Origin of the sequence: Acidovorax sp., assembly GCF_034519795.1 — a bacterium.
Taxonomy (GTDB): Bacteria; Pseudomonadota; Gammaproteobacteria; order Burkholderiales; family Burkholderiaceae_C; genus Acidovorax.
The window spans coordinates 81856-100550 of sequence record NZ_JAXHOB010000008.1 but is presented as its reverse complement, the minus strand read 5'-3'; the positions used below and the strand labels follow the sequence as shown (position 1 = coordinate 100550).

General features: G+C 66.2%; 14 protein-coding genes and 1 riboswitch. Of the genes, 5 read left to right on the top strand and 9 right to left on the bottom strand.

Annotation, left to right across the window (positions count from 1 at the left end):
• Positions 1 to 10: 10 nt before the first annotated feature.
• Positions 11 to 838: an alpha/beta hydrolase gene (locus U5N23_RS08785; RefSeq protein WP_322592431.1), complete on the bottom strand. Its 828-nt coding sequence runs from the start codon at positions 836 to 838 to the stop codon at positions 11 to 13.
• Positions 839 to 1619: 781 nt separating this feature from the next.
• Between U5N23_RS08785 and U5N23_RS08780 the strand changes: the two genes are divergently transcribed.
• Positions 1620 to 3290 (top strand): cytochrome c biogenesis protein DipZ, encoded by a 1671-nt coding sequence (locus U5N23_RS08780; RefSeq protein ID WP_322592430.1) that lies wholly within the window; start codon positions 1620 to 1622, stop codon positions 3288 to 3290.
• A 278-nt stretch (positions 3291 to 3568) separates the two neighbouring features.
• Here the strand turns inward: U5N23_RS08780 and U5N23_RS08775 are convergent, their stop codons facing one another.
• A complete protein-coding gene (locus U5N23_RS08775) occupies positions 3569 to 4444 on the bottom strand; it encodes a LysR family transcriptional regulator (RefSeq protein ID WP_322592429.1) in 876 nt (291 codons plus the stop codon).
• A gap of 105 nt (positions 4445 to 4549) precedes the next feature.
• Here U5N23_RS08775 and U5N23_RS08770 point away from each other — a divergent pair, with 105 nt between their 5' ends.
• Entirely contained in the window at positions 4550 to 5548 is a 999-nt protein-coding gene (locus U5N23_RS08770; RefSeq protein WP_322592428.1) for an NAD(P)H-quinone oxidoreductase, read from the top strand.
• A gap of 17 nt (positions 5549 to 5565) precedes the next feature.
• Here U5N23_RS08770 and U5N23_RS08765 read toward each other — a convergent pair whose 3' ends face one another.
• The 6 genes from U5N23_RS08765 to U5N23_RS08740 are packed head-to-tail and all read right to left on the bottom strand — an operon-like array spanning position 5566 to position 11467.
• Positions 5566 to 6333, bottom strand: a complete 768-nt coding sequence (locus U5N23_RS08765) for an SDR family oxidoreductase (RefSeq protein ID WP_322592427.1) — start codon at positions 6331 to 6333, stop codon at positions 5566 to 5568.
• 10 nt (positions 6334 to 6343) lie between these two features.
• Positions 6344 to 7354, bottom strand: coding sequence for an ABC transporter substrate-binding protein (locus U5N23_RS08760; RefSeq protein ID WP_322592426.1), 1011 nt, complete (start codon positions 7352 to 7354; stop codon positions 6344 to 6346).
• Between the two features lie 5 nt (positions 7355 to 7359).
• Positions 7360 to 8127 carry an ABC transporter permease gene (locus U5N23_RS08755; protein WP_322592425.1) on the bottom strand — a complete coding sequence of 256 codons (768 nt, stop codon included), beginning with the start codon at positions 8125 to 8127 and terminating at the stop codon, positions 7360 to 7362.
• Positions 8124 to 8870, bottom strand: a complete 747-nt coding sequence (locus tag U5N23_RS08750; protein WP_322592424.1) for an ABC transporter ATP-binding protein — start codon at positions 8868 to 8870, stop codon at positions 8124 to 8126. The genes U5N23_RS08755 and U5N23_RS08750 overlap by 4 nt, the downstream gene beginning before the upstream one ends.
• Positions 8871 to 8879: 9 nt before the next feature.
• The gene (locus U5N23_RS08745; protein ID WP_322592423.1) at positions 8880 to 10376 is read right to left on the bottom strand and encodes an acyl-CoA reductase; all 1497 of its coding nucleotides are present in this window, start codon (positions 10374 to 10376) and stop codon (positions 8880 to 8882) included.
• Complete coding sequence (locus U5N23_RS08740; RefSeq protein ID WP_322592422.1) at positions 10373 to 11467, bottom strand: long-chain fatty acid--CoA ligase; 1095 nt, start codon at positions 11465 to 11467, stop codon at positions 10373 to 10375. Before U5N23_RS08740 ends, U5N23_RS08745 begins: the two co-directional genes overlap by 4 nt.
• A gap of 88 nt (positions 11468 to 11555) precedes the next feature.
• A riboswitch (TPP riboswitch) is annotated at positions 11556 to 11647 on the bottom strand.
• A gap of 178 nt (positions 11648 to 11825) precedes the next feature.
• On the opposite strand from U5N23_RS08740, the gene U5N23_RS08735 reads away from it, so the two are divergent.
• Both U5N23_RS08735 and U5N23_RS08730 read left to right on the top strand, forming a co-directional pair.
• Positions 11826 to 12200, top strand: a complete 375-nt coding sequence (locus tag U5N23_RS08735) for a YciI family protein (protein WP_322592421.1) — start codon at positions 11826 to 11828, stop codon at positions 12198 to 12200.
• A 127-nt stretch (positions 12201 to 12327) separates the two neighbouring features.
• Complete coding sequence (locus tag U5N23_RS08730) at positions 12328 to 14721, top strand: putative bifunctional diguanylate cyclase/phosphodiesterase (protein ID WP_322592420.1); 2394 nt, start codon at positions 12328 to 12330, stop codon at positions 14719 to 14721.
• A gap of 103 nt (positions 14722 to 14824) precedes the next feature.
• Here U5N23_RS08730 and U5N23_RS08725 read toward each other — a convergent pair whose 3' ends face one another.
• Positions 14825 to 15970 (bottom strand): metallophosphoesterase, encoded by a 1146-nt coding sequence (locus U5N23_RS08725; protein WP_322592419.1) that lies wholly within the window; start codon positions 15968 to 15970, stop codon positions 14825 to 14827.
• A gap of 278 nt (positions 15971 to 16248) precedes the next feature.
• On the opposite strand from U5N23_RS08725, the gene U5N23_RS08720 reads away from it, so the two are divergent.
• The gene (locus tag U5N23_RS08720) at positions 16249 to 18570 is read left to right on the top strand and encodes a hypothetical protein (RefSeq protein ID WP_322592418.1); all 2322 of its coding nucleotides are present in this window, start codon (positions 16249 to 16251) and stop codon (positions 18568 to 18570) included.
• Positions 18571 to 18695 lie beyond the last annotated feature (125 nt).

Sequence of the window (18695 nt, the reverse complement as noted above, 5' to 3'; positions counted from 1 at the left end):
TTGTGGGGCTTCAGCTCGAAATGAACTCGAGCAGATCGGCATTCAGCCGTTCCTTGTGGGTGTCCGTAAGGCCGTGAGGTGCGCCCTCGTAGACCTTCAGCGTGGCGGAACGCAGGGCTTTCACACCAAGCCGGGCAGAGTTGTCGATGGGGACGATCTGGTCGTCGTCTCCATGCACCAACAGCGTCGGCACGGTGACCTGCTGAAGGTCGGCGCTGAAATCGGTGGCCGAGAACGCCGCAATGCACTCGTGCGTGCTGCGATGGCTGGCCTGCAAGCCCTGATCGCAGAACCGATCGATCAGGGCCTGGGAAGGCACGGCACCTGGCCGGTTGAAGCCGAAGAAGGGACCCGAGGCGATGTCCCGATACATCTGTGCACGGTTGTCGATCTCACCCTTGCGCAAACCGTCGAACACCTCGAGCGGCACGCCTCCCGGGTTGCTCTCGGTGCGCAGCATCAGCGGTGGCACCGCGCCCACCAGCACCACCTTGGTAACGCGCCGCGTGCCGTGGCGGCCGATATAGCGAACTACCTCGCCGCCGCCGGTGGAGAAGCCCACCAGGACGACATTGCGCAGATCAAGGACTTCCAGCAAGCTCGCCAGGTCATCGGCGTAGGTGTCCATATCGTTGCCGTCCCAGGTCTGGCTGGATCGACCATGTCCGCGGCGGTCATGGGCAATCGTCCGGTAGCCCCTGTTCGACAGGAATAGCATCTGCGACTCCCAGCTGTCCGCGTTGAGCGGCCACCCGTGGCAGAAGACCACCGGGTCTCCGCTCCCCCAGTCCTTGTAGTGAATGCGAGCCCCGTCCCGGGCGGTAAATTGATGGTTCATTGAATGGTTCCAGCGTTGGGTTTTGCTGTATCGGCGACGCTCGCCGACTTGGGCCATGCCAGTGTCTGAACGCAGGGGCGTTTACGCGAGTAAAGCCATATAAATCGTTGTAGGCGCAGCGTTACGGCAAGTGCGCAGCATTCGGACTTGGCGGCCTTGCGCGGGTCTCGTGCGGGGGCAGGCTATGTGGGCGCAGGCGGTCGCGGGTTCGAGATCGATCTGGACCCGTTCGGCCTGGACACGCTCGCCATCCCTGGCCGGGAAGCACTGCACCACGCTGCGCTGCCTCGGCAGCAGCGTGCCGCTGCGCTCTCAGAGCTTGCCCAGCCGATCAGACCATTCAACCCGTGGCTGGCAGCTGATCGCCGAGCCAGACGCAGCTGTCTGGACTGTGCCAAAGACTCGACTACAACGATTTGCAACCGTTTACTGGTGTTCGGCGCTTGGGGCGTGGAAACTGCGTTGGACAGTGTTCATGGCCGGGCCAACCACGCCATGTTTCTTTCTGCGCCGCGACATTGCTTTTGTTGTTCAACTGCATCCACATCAATAGATACGGCCACTGAAATCATCGCTTGAGTCCTTGCCTTTTGCTCAAGGGCGTCGTGGTGTCAACGGCTGCAACCGCATATTTCCTATCCATGAAAAGCCTTTGGTTCGCCTTTCTGTTTCTCGCCGGGGGCCTAGCACATGAGCTGCGAGCGCCCACCTATTGCCAGTGCGTCGCCACTGGCACCTCCAACCCCCAAAAAAAGTGAGACCGGTTTGGCCGGACACTCCCATGACTTTGGCCATTCTTGCCTTCATCGGTGGCGTGCTCACGGTGTTCGGCCCTTGCGTATTGCCAGTGCTTCCGTTCGTCTTCGTGCACGCGGACCGCCCGTTTCGCGCGAATGGACTTCCCATGCTGTTGGCCATGGCCGTGACGTTCGCGCTCGTGGCCTCGCTCGCAGCGGTTGCCGGTGGGTGGGCGGTCCACGCCAACCAGTACGGGCGCGCTGTGGCGCTTGCGCTGTTTGCACTGTTTGGGCTAGGGCTCTTGCTTCCCCGGTTGGCGCAGACCATTGCAGCACCAGTAGTGGCGCTTGGCAACCGCCTCACCGACCAGGGTCTGCGTGGAGCGTCGCCGGTACTGATGGGCGTGGGCACGGGCCTGCTGTGGGCTCCATGCGCGGGGCCCATCCTGGGCTTGGTGCTGACTCGCGCTGCATTGGATGGACCCGGTGTCACCACCTCCCTGCTGCTCTTGTCGTACGCCGCTGGCGCTTGCACCGCCCTTGCGGCCGCTCTCCTGTTCGGTGGCCGCCTGGTCGCCAGGCTCAGGTCATCTCAAGGCGCAGGCTCCGTGCTGCGCCGCATCGGGGGCGCGGCGGTGCTTGCATCGGTGGTGGCAATTGCGCTCGGCATCGATACCGGTGTATTGGCGAGGGTGGCGCAGGAGAACACGATGGGCCTGGAGACAGCCCTTGTGCAGAAGGTGCAAACACCAACGGCGGCCCCAAAAGGCCCGCTGCCCGCTCTGGCAGGGGCGACCGGCTGGATCAACAGCCAGCCGCTCACCGCACAAAGCCTCGCCGGCAAGGTCGTGCTGGTGGATTTCTGGACATACTCATGCATCAACTGCCTGCGCACGCTTCCGTATGTGCGTGCATGGGCGGAAAAATACCGCGACGCGGGGTTGGTGGTGGTGGGGGTCCACTCGCCAGAATTTGCGTTTGAGAAGAGCCCTGCCAACGTACGCCGTGCTGTCATGGATCTGGAAATCGACTTTGCGGTTGCGCAGGACAACGACTTCGCCATCTGGCGTGCATTCGACAACCGCGCGTGGCCCGCGTTCTACTTCATTGATGCCACCGGGCAAGTACGCCACAGGCAGTTCGGCGAAGGACAATACGAGGCCGCCGAACGCCTCTTGCAAAAGCTGCTGGCCGAAAGCGGACAGGCAACGGCGCAAGGTAGCTCGGTAGCACCCAGCGGCCTGGGTACTCAGGCGGCGACGGGCGCAGCAAGGGTGCTGTCGGGCGAAACCTACCTCGGCTATGCGCGGGCAGAGGGTTTTTCGGGACGCTTGGAGAAAGATCGCCGCAACTCCTACACTGCGCCTGAAGCGCTGCGGCGCGAGGAGTGGGCGCTGAACGGTGTTTGGACTGCAGAGCAAGAGCGCCTTGTACTGAACACTCCTAATGGGCGGCTACTGCGTCGTTTTCATGCCCGCGACCTTCACTTGGTATTGGGATCTGAAGGCGGTGCGCCAGTGCGCTTTCGGGTGAAAATCGACGGAAAGCCGCCCGGCAGCGACCACGGCTTTGATACCGACGCGCAAGGCCTGGGCACCATAAGCGCCCACCGACTTTACCAACTGGTGCGCCATGAAGCGGGTTCTAAAGAAAGCGTCTTTGAGATTGAGTTCTTGGACGAAGGCGCGCTGGCATATGCATTTACTTTTGGATAAGCCAAAAAGTGTTTCATATGACAGCAGTGCAATGTCGCTGGAAGAGCGCTTTGCTCCGGGGGTTGAGCGGCAGCAATAGCCTGAAGCGGTCGTTGACTTTCACGTCCCGAATGGCAGCTCCTGGCCGACAGCGGCAGTCTAGTCCACCGCCCCAATTGTTCCTCAGCGAAGTTAGCCGGCCATCTACTTACCTCCGCTCGCAGTGCCGAACTCGGCGTCCACGGTGCCGAACCGAATGTCCAGGAAAGCCGAAATACGCATCTGTCCCTCACCCCGTTTCAAACAGGCTCTGCCCCCAGCGCCTCTGACAAGAACTCCGCCGTCGCCCGCACCCGGGCCGTGCGCTGCAGGTCGGGGTGCATCACCAGCCAGACCTCGTGGTCGCTGGCGCGCCGCCGCCCGGGCCAGACGCGCACCAGGCCCTCGCGCTCGCCCAGGTGCACCGGCATCTCGCCCAGGCCGATGCCGGCGGCCACCGCCTTGCGCACCAGCAGGCCCGAATTGACCGCCATGGCGATGCGGGCCTGGCGGGCTGGCACCTGAGCCGCCGTGGGGAACGGCCGCTGCTCCAGGGTCGGGCCATAGGCCACAAGGTGGTGGCCGCGCAGTTCGTCGTCAGGCACAGGCATGCCAAAGCGCTCCAGATACGCCGCGCTGGCAAACAGGCCCACCGGCCACGAGGCCACGCGGCGCACCACCAGCTCGGGCGCATCGGGGCGCACATTGCGAAACGCGATGTCCGCCTGCCGGCGGCTCAGGCTGAGCACCTGGGGGGACACCTCCAGGTCCACGCGGATACCGGGCCAGCGTTGCTGCAGCCGCTCGATGGCGGGCAGCAGAAATTCGATGGCGATGGAATCCGAGCTGGTCACCCGCACCAGGCCGGCGTGGCTCTCGTCCTGCCCCTCGATGCGGGTGCGCAGGTCCGTCGCCGCCGCCTCCATGCGCCGGGCCGCGCCCAGCGCCGCCTCGCCCGCCGCAGTGAGCAGGTAGCCGCCCTTGGCGCGCAGAAACAGGGTGGCGCCCAGCTCGGCCTCCAGCGCCTGCAGGCGCCGGCCCACGGTGGCCTGGTCCACGCCCAGGCTGCGCGCTGCGGCGCGAAGCGAGGGTGCGCGGGTCAAGGCGAGAAAGATGCGCGTGTCGTCCCAGTTCATGCGATGCAATTCTGCATCACTGGACAGCAAAAACACTGCATTTCACAGGCGCATTTGCGCCCTAAGCTGTAGGCCATCACTGCACAAGACAAAAGGAACCCCACCATGCAAGCCATCGTCTTAGACGCATTCGGCGGCCCCGAAGTCCTCGTGGCCCGCGACATCCCCCGCCCCGAGGTGCGCCCGCACGACCTGCTGGTGCGCAACGCCGCCATCGGCGTGAACCGCGCCGACCTCTCGCACCGCAAGGGCGCCTATGGCCGCGCGTACTTCGGCGACTCGGACCTGATGGGCCTGGAGGTCGCCGGCACCGTGGCCGAGGTGGGCACCGCGGTGCAGGGCTTTGCCGTGGGCGACCGCGTGATGGGCATCGTGGGCGGCGGCGCGTATGCCGAGTACTCGCGCATCGACCACCGCATGGCCATGCATGTGCCGCAAAACCTGTCGCTCACCGAGGCCGGTGCCGTGGCCGAGGTCTTCGTCACTGCGCACGAAGCCATGTTCCACCTGGCGCGGCTGCAGGCCGGCGAGTCGGTGCTGATCCACGCCGCCGCAGGCGGTGTGGGCTCGGCAGCGGTGCAGCTGGCCCACGCCGCCGGCGCGCGCGTGTTCGCCACGGCCAGCACCGACAAGCGCGACGCCGTGCGGGGCTTTGGCGCCGACGTGTTCATCGACTACCGCAGCGAAGTCTTCCAGGCGGTGGTGGCCGAGCAGACCGGCGGCAAGGGTGTGGACGTGGTGATCGACTTCATCGGCGGCCCCTACCTGGAACGCAACGTGCGTTCGCTGGCCGTGGGCGGGCGCATGACGGTGGTGGGGCTGCTGGGCGGCGCCACAGAGGGCGCGCAACTGCCCATCGACGTGCTGCTCTACCGCCACCTGCAGATCTACGGCACGGTGATGAAATCACGCCCGCCCGAGGTCAAGCAGGCCATGACGCAGCGCTTTGCCCAGCGCTGGCTGGGCGCGCTGGCCGACGGCACGCTGCGGCCCGTGATCGACAGCACGTATCCGCTGGTGGATGCGGCCGGGGCGCACCGGCGCATGGAGACGGGGCTGAGTGTGGGGAAGATTCTGCTGGTGCCAGATGCACCCCGCACTTAACAGAACGAGCCCAGCGCCTACCGCATCACCAACCCGCCATCCACAAACAGCACCTGCCCCGTCATGAACCCGCTCCAGTCCGAGGCCAGAAAGAGCACGGGCCCGGCGATGTCTTCGGGCCGGGCGATGCGCCGCAGCGGCGTGGCGGCCATCAGCGATTCGCGGAACGACTCCTTCGTGGATTCGCTGGCCTGCGTGGGGTAGACGAGGCCGGGGGCCACGCAGTTCACGCGGATGCCCAGGGGCCCGAGTTCGGTGGCCAGGTTGCGGCTGAAGGCCACCAGCGAGGCCTTGGCCGTGGTGTAGTCGTGGTAGGCCACGACAGGGTGCTCCACCAGGTTGCTGGCGATGTTGACGATGGCGCCCTGCGCCCGCTGCTTGAACAGCGGCAGCACCGCGCGGCACACGTTGAAGGCGCCGCCCACCGCACCGTCGAACTGCGCCTGGTAGTCGCTCCACTGCAGGTCGTCGAACAGCGTGCGGCGCTGGGGGTCGAAGGCGTAGGGCCGAAAGGCGTTGTTCACCACGATGTCGATGGGGCCCAACTCGCGCACCACCGCATCGACCATGGCCTGCACCGCAGGCGCCGATCCCACATCGGCCTTCACCGCCCAGGCATCGCCACCGGCGGCCTGGCAGGCCGCGACGGTGTCGGCGGCAGCGGCGTCGTTGGAGAGGTGGTTGATGGCCACCGTCGCGCCCTCCCGCGCAAACGCCGTCGCGATCGCGGCACCGATGCCCCGGCTGGCCCCGGTGACCAACACCACCTTGCCCTGGAACTTCATGGGCAAGCCCTCACGCCGTTGGCAGCAGGCTGGTGTCCACCACGTCCGCCACCTTGATCTGGCGCTGCACCAGGCCCAGCGCGCGGTAGGCGTCGGCGCCCTTCTGCAGGGATTCGAGGTTGAAGGCGCCCAGCCTGGCGCCGGCTGCGGACGGCAGCGACGAGGCATTGCGCAGGCGGATCACCTCCAGGTTGATGTCGCGCTGCGTGCCGTCGATGGCGTACTTGACGGCCAGGGTGGCGGCCTCCTCGGGGTTGGCGATCATCCACGCCGCGCTGTCGCGGTAGCCCTTGAGGAAGGCGCGCAGCAGCTCCTTCTTTTGCGGCAGGGTCTCGTCGCGCACCACGAAGAGGTCGCTCGACACGTTCAGGTAGTCGCGCACCTGCATCACGTTGACCTCGCCGATGCCCTTGCGCTGGCCCACCACCAGGCCGGTGTCGGTGGCGGCCGTGGCATCCACCTGGCCCTGCAGCAGCGGCGCGAAGTTGAGCAGGCCGGTGACGACGATGGTCACGTCCGACTCCTTGAGCCCCGCCTGGTGCAGCATGACGAGCAGGTTCTGGCGCGTGCCGCTGGCCAGGCTGTACACGCCGATCTTCTTGCCCTTCAAGTCCGCCGGCTTGTGGATGTTGGCGGACTTGAGCGAAACCACGTTGAACACATTCTGCGGGTAGATGTCGTAGATGGCAGTGAGCTTTTCGCCCTTGTCCAGCGCCGTGAAGAAGGAGCCGGGGTCGGTGAACGCCACATCGGCCTGGCCGCTGAGCATGTTGCGGATGGCATCGCCACCGCCCGCACCCGGCACATAGCCCAACTCGACGCCCTGGGCCTTGAAAAAGCCCTTTTCCGGCTCGGCGAGCAGGTTGGTGATTTCGCTGATGGGCTTGCTCCAGCCGCCGATGGTGATCTTGCCTTTGGCCTGCGCGGTGGCCAGGCCGGCGAACGGCAAGGCGGCCAGGCCCGCAGATGCGCCGAGCACAGTGCGGCGGGTGATGGGCAGGGAGTGAGTGGAGGTGTTCATGGCAGTCAAGGGTTGTCGAGGTAAGGGGTCAGAAGCCGGCGCTCCAGCAGCAGCGTGGCCTGGTAGAGCACCAGCCCGATGAGGGCGATGAGGACGAGTGCGGCGAACATCAGGGCGGTGTCCATCATTCCCTGCGAGGCGATGACCACGGCGCCCAGCCCCTGGCTGGCGCCGATGAATTCGCCCACGACGGCGCCGACCAGTGCCAGCACCACGGCCATGCGCAGGCCCGCCAGGATGGACGGCAGCCCCATCGGCAGCTTCAGGCGCAGCAGCGTCTGCCAGCGCGTGGCGCCCAGCATGCGAAACAGTTGCAGCCGCTGCGGGTCCACGTGCTTGAGGCCCGTGAGCGTGTTCTCCATCAGCGGAAAAAAGCAGATCAGCCCCGTGATCAGCGCCGTGGGCGCGATGCCAAAGCCGAACCACAGCACGAACAGGGGCGCCAGCGCCAGCTTGGGCACCACCTGGCTGACCACCACGTAAGGCCTGAACACGCGTTCGAGCAGGGTCGATTCGGCCAGGGCCATGCCCACCAGCAGGCCGGCCACACCGCCACCCACCAGCCCCAGCACAAGCGCCGACACCGTGGCCCGGATGTGGGGCCCGAAGTAGCCGGTAGCCACCCCGTTCCACAGCGCGGCGCCCACGGACGAAGGCGCGGGCAGCACCAGCGCCGACAGGCCGGAGCGGCGCACGGCCAACTCCCACGCCGCCAGCAGCACCAGCAGCAGCGCAGCGGAGAGGAGCCGGGCTTGCAAGGTGCTCAGCTTCATGCGGCCGCCCCATCCATGCTCTTGCGCACCTGCGCGCAATAGCGGTTGAACGGTGCCTCGTCGCGCATGGCCTGCACATGCGGGCCCGGCAGGTCGATGCGGATGTCGTCCACGATGCGGCCGGCATGCATCACGGCGATGCGGTCGCCCAGGTACACCGCCTCGTTGATGTCGTGCGTGACGAACAGCACCGTGGTGCCGCGCTGGCGGCAGGTGTGCAGCAGGTCGTCCTGCAGCTCGGCGCGGGTGATGGCGTCGAGCGCGGCAAAGGGCTCGTCGAGCAGCAGCAGCGCGGGCTCCAGCACCAGCGCGCGCGCCAGCGCCACACGGCTTTGCTGCCCGCCGGACAAATGCCGCGGGTAGTGCTGCGCATGCGCGGCCAGGCCCAGTTGGTCCAGCAGCGCCGTGGCGCGCTCCACATCGCCTGCCCCGGGGCGGCGCTGCAGCGACACGGGCAGCAGCACGTTGTCGATGACACGCTGCCAGTCGAGCAGGGTCGGCGCCTGGAACATGAAGCCCAGTTGCGGCCCGGGCGCCAGCAGCTGTTGCCCCTGCAGCAGCACGCGGCCCGCCTGCGGGCGCAGCAGGCCGGCAGCCAGTTGCAGCAGTGTGGTCTTGCCGCAGCCGCTGCGCCCCACCAGGCAATGGAACTCACCGGCCTGCATGCGCCAGTCGATGCCATCCACCACGGGCGGCCGGCCGGGGTAGGTGAAGACGACCTGTTCGATGGCAAGAAAGCTCATGGCGTGCCCTCAATCCGCATAGGGTGCCAGCGGCTCTGCAGCCAGCTCGGCAGACTGCTCGATCTCGGTCATGCGCACCAGGTCGAGCAGGTTGAAGCGGCCATCGTGGTGCCAGCCGGCCTCGGGCGCGCTCATGGCGCCAATGGCGCTGATGCGCGTGACCCCCGCCGCGCCCAGCAGCCCGGCCAGCCGGTACAGCTCGGCCGGCGCAGCGGCGATGCCGGCGGTCTGCAAAAACCGGCTGTGCGGCGCCACCACGGGCACCACATCGTCGAGCGCGTCCACGCCCACCACCTGGATGGTGCGCTGCATCGCGGTGGGGGCCAGGGGCTGCAGCGTGTCGCTGTACGCCACGCTCCAGGCGGCCGTGGGCGAGCCGATCAGTGGATCTACAGGCCCGTCGGCGCTGGCAGACAGCGCCTTCCATTCCACGCCCTGCTGCCATTTGGCCACCGCAGCGGAATCCTCCACCGCCAGTGGCCGGCGCGGAAAGCGCCGGTGCAGGTTGGCCAGCTCGCCGGCCAGGTAGCCGGCAAAGGCGCGTGGCGCCACCGCCCCGCCGCGCTGCACATAGAAGACATGCGGCGAATAGCAGCCCTGCTGGTCATAGCGCATCACATCCCACGCAGCCAGCCGCGCGATGGATGGCGCCTTCAGCGTGTCGAGCGCTGTGGCGCTAATCACGCCAAAGCCCAGCTTGTGCCCGTGGGGCAGGAAGCGTGTGGTCACCGGCAGGCGCCGCCGGATCGCGTCCAGCGCCTCGTTGCCGCCATAGGCCAGCACCGTGTCGGCCTGGGCATAGAGGGCCGAGGCCCCATCGTCGCCTGCGCCGCGCCACCAGACGACGGCAAAGCAATCGGCAATGGGCGGGTGCACCTCGGCCAGCAGGCGCGCGAACCAGCCGGCGAACAGGGGCTCGGCACTGGGCAGCTTGCCGATGTTGCCGGCCTTGACCAACAGGCCGCAGACCATGCTCCACAGCGCCAGCGCGGGCACATTGCCGGCCCAGTTGTGTACCAGCAGGTCGGGGCCGAAGGCGCGCACCGCACCGCCCCTGGGCGTGGGCTGAAACCCGTCGAGCAGCTTGGGGTTGGCAAAGTCTTCTGCCACAAAGCGGTGCAGCTGCGGCGCGCGAAAGGTCTTGAAAAAGCCCGTGAGCCCCAGGCGCACCATTTCGGCGTCATAGCCGCTGACCACGGGCAGATGCGCCTCGGCCTGCTGGCGGTAGGGGTCGCTGCGGTCCAGCAGGCGGGCGATGGCCTGGTCGATGACGGCAATGATGTCCGACACCGCCATGGTCTTGAGGTGCCGGGCGCTGGCCTGGCGCACGCGCACTGCCAGCGCATCCATCTGCGTGGCGGACAGCACCGGCACCGCCACCTCCAGCACCGGCCGCCCCTCCTGCCCCTGGCCGCCCTGCGCAAACGGCAGCACCTGCCAATCGACCTCGGCAGCATCGAGCCCCGGCAGGTAGCCCGCGTGGATGCGGTGGGGCTGCGCAGTCATGCCGCCATGGCCCCCACGAACTCCTCCACCGCCAGCGAGCAGCCCTTGGCCTCGACGCCCTCGGCCCGGCCCAGCAGCAGAAAGCCGCCCTCGGCCTCCAGGCCCACGTCCTCGGTCAGGATGGTGGTGACCGAATTGAAGTTGGCCAGGTCGCAGTGCACCAGAATGCCGCGCTCGCCCGCAGGCACCGTGCGCCCCGTGACCGGGTCGACCAGGCGCGAGCGTATCCAGTGCGGCCCCGACTTGACCGAGGGCACCTGGGCATTGCCATCGTCGTAGAACTGCGTGCTCAGCTCCGTCATGCCATACATGTTGATGCAGTGGCTGCGCGGCACACCAAGCGCCTGCGACAGCCCGCTGTAGAAGGCATCGAGCGGCAGCTCGCGCGACTGGCCCTTGTAGCCCCCGGTGTCCAGAATGCGGCTGCCCGGCGGCAGCTTGAAGGCCCTGCCCTGCTGGCGCAGGGCGTCGATCACATGCACGAAGCTGAAGCTCGCGCCCAGCAGCGCATAGGGCTCGCCGCTGCGCTCGGCCGCGGCCAGCGCAGCGCACAGCCCGTCGAGGTCCATGCCCTGCGGCGTGACGAAGGTCTGGCTGTCGCCGCTGCTGGTACTACCGAAGGCCGACTTGGCCAGGTCCAGGTAGTGCGCCAGCGACGAGTTGGGCATCGCCACCTCGTCGGGGAACAGGATGCCCATGGGCATGCGCTGCGCGCCGCGCATGAAGCGCTGCGCGAAGTTGCGGGTCATCGACAAATCGTACACATCGAGCAGCGGGTGGAAGTGCTGCCCGCGCGTGCTGCCGCCGCGCGTGGTGCCGCTGGTCATGAAGATGCGGTCGGTTGCGGCCGGTGGCTCGCAGCGCAGCGGCAGGGCCTTGAAGGCGTCGATGGGCACAGCGGGAATGTCCGCCCACGACTTCACGCTGCGCAGGTTGACGCCGCGCAACCGGCAAAAACTCTGGAACGGCTGGTTGGCCGCGTACTGGTGCGCGAACAGGCGCAGGGCCATCTGGTCGAACTGCGCGTCCGTGCAGCCATCCATCGCGATGAATTCGAGGAGGTCTTCCACCAGCGGAGTGACCTTGTGCATGAGCGAGCGTCCTTGTGTTGTCTTTGACAGGATGCTCCGAGGTCACCCTGCGCATCGACGGCACAGCGCAGCAAAGTGCGCCCGCATCGGGAGGGGTGAAAGCTCTTCTTCCGCCGGAATTACCCGGTTCAAGTTCTCGGGTGTGGATCTCAGCACTTGCGTGCACCCCGGAGCGAAGGCGCGATTTTAACCTGCTGCAGCCCAATCGGGCCATGCGGCCCGGCAAGCCCCATGTGCCCTGCCCCAGCACCGGCGTATTCTTGCAGCGCAGCATGTTTTTTGCGCACCCTGTCGATTTCTGGTGGCCTGCTTCGTCGTGAAGGCAGGACCATCAACCAAGCTGCAAAAGGATTCCGCCATGAAATACCTCGGCCTCGCCTACTTCGCCCCCGAAAAATTCGCCGCCATGGCGCCCGCCGACGTGCAGGCCCTGGTGGGCCAGTGCCCCGCGCTGGACGAGAAGATGCGCGCCACGGGCAAGGTGCTGGTGTCCGCCTCGCTGGGGGACGCCAAGGACTGGGTCACCCTGCGCCCGCGCGCTGGCAAGGCGCAGATCAGCGACGGGCCTTTCACCGAGTCCAAGGAGATGGTGGGCGGCCTGTTCATCATCGAGGCGGACAGCCGTGAAGAGGCGGTGCAACTGGCCTCCATGCACCCGGCGGCCACGCTGGGCGAGGCGGGCGGCTGGGGCGTCGAGCTGATTCCCATGGATTTCTTTCTGACCGCCACCTGAGCCTGCCCCCGGCCCGCATGCCGGGCACGGCCCCAGGGCCCCCGCCTTGGTGCGAGGGGCTGCGAGATAACGCCCCATCCGCTTCGTCTTTGCCTATGATGTCTGGACAACCGCTCCAGAGGGCTCCATGAACATCGACACGACGTCTTTGATTCAGGACATGGGAATCAATGCCGGGCTGCTGTCGTTTCTGGCGGCGCTGTACAGCATCGCCATCAGCGGCCAGCGCCACCCCGACCCGGCCGTCATGGCCAGGCGGCGCAGATGGCTGCCCTGGGTCACGGGGCTCATGTTCGGCGTGACCGGCATCCTGACCATGCTGGTGCCCCTGCGCCTGGCCGAGGGCGTGATCGTCGACACCCGGCTGGTGATGACCGGCCTGGCCGGGGCCTACCTGTCGCCCTTGAGCGCCTTGCTGTGCGCGGCGGTGCTGGGCGCCTACCGGCTCAGCCTGGGCGGCATCGGCAGCGGCCCCGCCATGGTCGGCATTGCGCTGACCACCGCCATCGGCTGGTTCTGGCAGCGCCACCGGCCGTTCTTCTCCACCCTGCGCCTTGGCAGCACCCTGGCCGACGGGCTCTGGCTGGTGGGACTTGGCTTCAGCCTGGCTGCTGGCGGCATGCTGGCCATACAGACCTTGCCGCCAGACATCGCACGCGCGGTCACCGCGCGGTCGTGGCTGGCCGTGATGGTGGTCTACCCCATCGGCACCGTCCTGCTGGGTTTTCTACTGGACAACACGCAGAAGCTGAACCAGCGCGAAGAGGCCCTGGCACAGACGGCCGAGACCTTGAAAAACATGCTCGCCGAAGCGCGCCAGGCCGCCAGCGTGTTCGTCAACAGCAAGGACACCATCGCCATCGTGCAGCCGGACGGCACGGTGCTGGATGTCAACCCGGCGTACGTCCATGTGCTGGGCTATTCACGCGATGAGCTGATCGGCAAATCATCGGCCGTTCTGCGCATCGACGAGGGCGGCCAGGCCGCATTTTTGCGCCGGGTGGCGCAGGCCATCGAGCGCGGGGGCCGATGGCACGGCGAGCTGATCCGGCGCCGCAAAAACGGCGAAGACTTCGTCTCCGAAGTCACCATCGAAGGCATCCGGGACCCCGATGGCGTGGTGCGCAAGTGGGTCTCGGTCGGCAAGGACGTGACCGAGCAACGGCACCTGGAGCAGGTGCTGCAGCAGTTCGGCAACTACGACGCGCTGACCGGCCTTTCAAGTCGGCGCCTGTTCACCAAAGAGTTCAATGCCAGCCTGCAGCATGGCGCGCAGACCGACAGCATCCTGGCCCTGTGCCTGCTGGACATCGACCAGTTCAAGGACCTCAACGACCAGTGGGGCCAGCCCATGGCGGACCGCTTTCTTCGGGTCTTTGCACAGCGCCTCAGAAAAGAGGCGGGTACCGAGAGCCTCATCGGGCGCGTTGGGGGCGACGAGTTCGCCGTCGTGCTGAAGAACTGCCCGCACACCGATGCCGCACTGCAGCAGCTGGAAAGCCTGCGCCTGGCACTTGCGCAGACGGCGACCCTGGATGGCACCCCGTTGCGCCTGACCTGCAGCGCAGGGGTCACCTTCTACCCCGACGACATGGCCGACGCCGACGGCCTGCTGCGCCACGCGGACCTGGCCCTGTACGCCGCCAAGGAACAGGGCAAAGACCGCATCGTGGTGTTCGACGTGCAGCAAGGCCAACGGGTGCAGGCGCGCAGGCACACCGCCAAGCTGGTCGAAGACGCATTGCTGCAAGGCGAAATGGAGCTGTTCTTTCAGCCCAAGGTGCGGATTTCCGACGGCCAGGTCATCGGTGCAGAGTGCCTGATCCGGTGGCACCACCCCGAGCGGGGGCTGTTGGCGCCGGGCGCGTTTCTGGAAGACATCGTGGGCACCCCGGTGGCCAACAAGCTGGACTACTGGGTGCTGGACGCCGCGTTCCAGGCCGGGCACACCCTGGCCTCCCAGGGCAACCCGCTGCCGCTGAGCATCAACATCACCGTATCCACCCTCATCGACAGCCGCTTTCAGCTGCAAGCCGCCCAACTGCTCAGTCAATACCCCGCCCTGCCCTCGCAGTTTCTGGAGGTCGAACTGCTGGAAACCGAAACCTTCAACGACCTGTCTGCCGTGGCCTATGTCATGCAGGGGCTGAGCGAGCTGGGCATCCGGTGCTCCATCGATGATTTCGGCACCGGCTACTCCTCGCTCACCTACCTGCAGCGCCTGCCCGCCCACACCGTGAAGATCGACCAGTCCTTCGTGCGGGACATGCTGGACAACGAGCGCGACCGCACCCTGGTGCGCGGCATCGTCAGCCTGGCCCACGCCTTCAACCGGAGCGTGATCGCCGAAGGCGTGGAAACCCTGGCGCACGCCCAGGCCCTGCGCGACCTGGGGTGCGATGGCCTGCAGGGCTATGGCATTGCCAGGCCCATGCCGCTGCAGGATCTGATGGCGTGGATGCGGGCGTGGGTTCCACCGCCCGAGTGCGTGGCCTTGGCAGCCTTTCGCACAGAGGGCTAACCCAGATGAAGCAGGCGCAGGCCCTCCCCCCCCCCCCCCCCCCCCCCCCCCCCCCCCCGCGGCCCCCCCCCCCCCAGGAGGGGGGGGGACGGGGTGCTTCGCTTCAGGCCAGCACCAGCCTGATCAAGGTGATTTCAGACGGCGCCCCCAGCCGCATCGGCGGCCCCCAGTAGCCGGTGCCGCGGCTCACATAGACCCACATCGTCTGCAACCGGTGCAGCCCGGCAACAAAGGGGTTCTGCAGCGGCACGAACAGGTTCCACGGCCAGAACTGCCCGCCATGCGTGTGGCCCGACAACTGCAGCAGAAACCCCGCTTGCGCCGCAGCCGGCGCACTGCGCGGCTGGTGCGCCAGCAGCACGCGGGTCAGGGCCTCGGGTGGCGCACCCAGCAGCGCGCGATGCGGATCGCTGGCGTGGCTGGCATCGAAGTGCCCGGCCGTGAAATCGGTCACACCGCCCAGCACCAGTGCATCCCCATCGCCCTGCCCCGCCGCCGGCCGCAGCACCGCATGCTCGTTGAGCAACACGCGCAGGCCCAACCGGCGCAGTTCGGCAATCCACGGGCCCGCCCCAGCGTAGTATTCATGGTTGCCAGTCACCACAAAGCTGCCGTGGTGCGACTCCAAGTCGGCCAGCGGCGCAATGTGCTCGCGCAGCTCGGCCACGCTGCCGTCCACCAGGTCGCCCGTGATGGCAATGGCATCGGCCTTGAGTTCATTCACGCGGCTCACGATGCGCGCGATATAGCCGCGCCGGATGGTGGGCCCCACATGCAGATCGCTGAGCTGCACGATGGTGAACCCATGCAGCGCCGCAGGCAACCCGGCCAACGCCACATCCACGCGCCGCACACCAGCGGTGCGGCGCGCGTTCCAGAACCCGAGCAGGGATGCCAGCGTGGCCAGGATCACCACCGCTGCCGCACTGTCGGCCCGTGCCGAACCACCCTCCGGCAGCCAGCCCCCCGCCCACGCCCCTGCCAGCACCAGGTCCCGCAGCAGCGTGAGCAAGAAGAGCGACGAGAACCAGCCCATGGCCAGCAGGCCCAGCCAGGTCCATGCGGGGCTGGCTGCGCCACGGCGGCCGGAGCGGTGCTGGAACGGCATCGGCAAGGCGATGGCCGAGACCAGCAACGCCACCGCGAGTGCGGGCCCGGCACCGGGCCATGCAGACAGCGCCCCCACCAGGCGCAGGCCGATGTACAGGTGCAAAAGGCTTGTCAGAATGGTCAGCGGGCGCAGCGGCATGGCGGGCAAAGGTGGCGCGGCGGGGCCGCAGACATCCGCAGATGCGGCCACCCCGCTGAATATCCAGCCCTGTCGAGATTGGTGCGCATTTACTTCAATCAATGAGCCCTGCGTTGAAGCGGCCGCCTACGGCTGTACCAGAGCGGCTATGCAAGGGTAATCGTGTCCTTGCAACGGGTTGGATCACTCAGCGATGGGCCGTTTTTTTCAGAGGCAATCAGGCAAAGGTCCAGTTAACATTCTGTGCCGCTGACGACCACAAACATGAGGGAGAGACCGTGAACCGCAAGAAGCCGCTGGGCCGCGCATTAAAAGACTTCAAGCAGCTCAGTTCGGGTGAACTTCAGTTGCTGAACGCCTGCAGGAAGGGCAACTGCGCGACCCTGGGCGAGGGAGTGCCCGAATCAGCCACCGACGCGCAGCGCGTGCGCGCCACGTTCGTGCGCTTTTTGCTGTTGGGCGGCGATGAACAGGCGCCGGTGCACGAACGGGGCGTTCAGTTGCGAGGTGCTTTCGTCGAGGGATCGCTCGACCTGCACGGTTGCTGCATTCCAGCCAATGTGAGCTTGTCGCACTGTCGCTTCGAGGGTCATATCTACGCGAAGGATGCACGGGTGGATGGGCTATTCAGCCTGCATGGAAGCCACTTAGCACGCGGGCTTATCGCAGATCGCTTCCGTTGCTCGGCCGGTGTGTTCCTGCGGAGCGGGTTCAATGCGCAGGGTGAGGTTAACTTGCTTGGAGCGGTGATTGGAGGCAACCTGGATTGCAGCGGCGGGCAGTTCGAGGTCGAGGACGGCGACGCTTTGTCGCTCGATGGTGCGGATGTCAAGGGCGCTGTGTCTCTGAGCAACGGCTTCAAGACGACGGGAAAGGTCAGGCTACTGAGCGCACATGTTGGAGGCCAACTAGATTGCAGAGGCGGACTGTTCGAGGTGAGTGAAGGCTATGCCCTGGCGGCGGACGGTATCGACGTCAAAGGCAATGTGCTCATGAGCGATGGTTTCAAGGCGGCGGGGGAGGTCAGACTGCTGGGCGCGCAGATTGGCGGCAACCTGGATTGCCGGGAGGGACAGTTCCTGGTGGGGGCAGGCGACGCTGTGTCGCTCGATGGCGCAGAGGTAAAACGCGTTGTATCCCTAAGCAACGGCTTCAGAGCGACAGGTCTGGTCAGGCTGCTGGGCGTGCAGATTGGGGGCAACCTAGATTGCACCGGGGGAAGGTTCGAGGTACCGGCAGCAAACGCATTGTCAGCCGATCGAATGAATGTCAGGGGCAGTGTAAGTCTGCGCAACGGCTTCAAAACAACGGGGGAGGTCAGGCTGCTGGGTGCGCAGATTGGCGGCAACCTGGATTGCAACGGCGGGCTGTTCCTAGTGGAGACGGGTAATGCCCTATTGGCCGATGGTGTGGATGTCAAGGGAGATGTGGCCCTCAGTTATGGCTTTAAGGCGACAGGCGCCGTAAGACTACTTGGTGCGCAGATTGGTGGCGATCTGAGTTGCTCTGGTGGGCAGTTCGAAATGAAGACCGGACCTGCCTTATCAACAGATCGAGCTTGTGTGGCGGGGAGTGTCTTCTTGCGGGACGGCTTCAAAGCAACGGGTATGGTCAGATTGCCAGGCGTGCAGATAGGCAACCACTTGGACTGCACCGATGGGGAGTTCGATGTTTTGTCTCTTGACTCCGCCGTTGTACGAGGCGCTTGGCTGCTATACAACTGTCCTCGTCCGGTGCGCATCAATGCCTCGCACTCGGATGTGGCCGTGCTTGTGGATGATTTAGCCGCTTGGGCGGATGACAGCGTACTTGATGGCATGCGCTACATGACCCTCGGGGGCCAGGCGCCAACCAGCGGGAGAGAGCGGCTGGCATGGCTGAGCAAGCAACCTAAGAAGCACTTTGGCGGTGCGGATGGAGCGGACTTCCGCCCTCAGCCATGGCGCCAGGTGCAACGAGTGTTGCGCGAGATGGGTCACAACGAGGACGCCAAGCAAGTGGGAATCGCCTTTGAGGACCATCTGCGCACCATGGGCCGATTGGGCGAGTCGCCGCCAGGCACGCATGCAATGTCTGCTTGGTTGAAGCGCGGGGTGGCGCACGTAGCGCACTACGCGTTTGGCAAACTGGCGGGCTACGGGTATAGACCAATTCGCTTGGTAGCATGGATGGCTATGGTGTGGTTTCTGTGCGGCGCAACGTACTGGTGGATAGCCCTGCCGCCACGCAGTGCGATGGCACCTTCGGACCCCCTTGTATTCCAAAATGCGAGCTACGCTGAATGCCTGCCCGACCAAGTCGGGCAACCAGGCAACTGGTATCTTTGCGGCCCCTTACGCGGCGAGTACGCCACTTTCAGCCCCTTTGCCTTTTCACTAGACTTGATGTTGCCAGTAGTTGATCTGGGCCAGGAGAAGACCTGGGGTGCGTTTGTGCCCACGCCCAAGGCCAACCCGCTGGAAGAGCTTTTTTGCCACTGGCACTGGGGCCACGCGGCACGGCTCCTGACCTGGTTTCAAACCCTGTTCGGCTGGGTGAGTAGCCTACTGCTCGTGGCCATCGTCTCGGGCTTCTCGCGGCGCAATGACGAGGGGTCGTGACCTGCTTGCGCGCTGACGCCTGCGGGATAGGCCCTCGAATCGCAGCCTCCCCTTGTAGTCAAGGGTCGTTTCTGAATGGCCACTCCTGACTGGAGGTTGTCCCGAGGCGCAAGGACCGTTGGCCA

Coding starts and splice junctions, on each gene's coding strand:
- U5N23_RS08785 (WP_322592431.1), bottom strand. CDS start 838: ATGAACCATCAATTTACCGCCCGGGACGGGGCTCGCATTCACTACAAG.
- U5N23_RS08780 (WP_322592430.1), top strand. CDS start 1,620: ATGACTTTGGCCATTCTTGCCTTCATCGGTGGCGTGCTCACGGTGTTC.
- U5N23_RS08775 (WP_322592429.1), bottom strand. CDS start 4,444: ATGAACTGGGACGACACGCGCATCTTTCTCGCCTTGACCCGCGCACCC.
- U5N23_RS08770 (WP_322592428.1), top strand. CDS start 4,550: ATGCAAGCCATCGTCTTAGACGCATTCGGCGGCCCCGAAGTCCTCGTG.
- U5N23_RS08765 (WP_322592427.1), bottom strand. CDS start 6,333: ATGAAGTTCCAGGGCAAGGTGGTGTTGGTCACCGGGGCCAGCCGGGGC.
- U5N23_RS08760 (WP_322592426.1), bottom strand. CDS start 7,354: ATGAACACCTCCACTCACTCCCTGCCCATCACCCGCCGCACTGTGCTC.
- U5N23_RS08755 (WP_322592425.1), bottom strand. CDS start 8,127: ATGAAGCTGAGCACCTTGCAAGCCCGGCTCCTCTCCGCTGCGCTGCTG.
- U5N23_RS08750 (WP_322592424.1), bottom strand. CDS start 8,870: ATGAGCTTTCTTGCCATCGAACAGGTCGTCTTCACCTACCCCGGCCGG.
- U5N23_RS08745 (WP_322592423.1), bottom strand. CDS start 10,376: ATGACTGCGCAGCCCCACCGCATCCACGCGGGCTACCTGCCGGGGCTC.
- U5N23_RS08740 (WP_322592422.1), bottom strand. CDS start 11,467: ATGCACAAGGTCACTCCGCTGGTGGAAGACCTCCTCGAATTCATCGCG.
- U5N23_RS08735 (WP_322592421.1), top strand. CDS start 11,826: ATGAAATACCTCGGCCTCGCCTACTTCGCCCCCGAAAAATTCGCCGCC.
- U5N23_RS08730 (WP_322592420.1), top strand. CDS start 12,328: ATGAACATCGACACGACGTCTTTGATTCAGGACATGGGAATCAATGCC.
- U5N23_RS08725 (WP_322592419.1), bottom strand. CDS start 15,970: ATGCCGCTGCGCCCGCTGACCATTCTGACAAGCCTTTTGCACCTGTAC.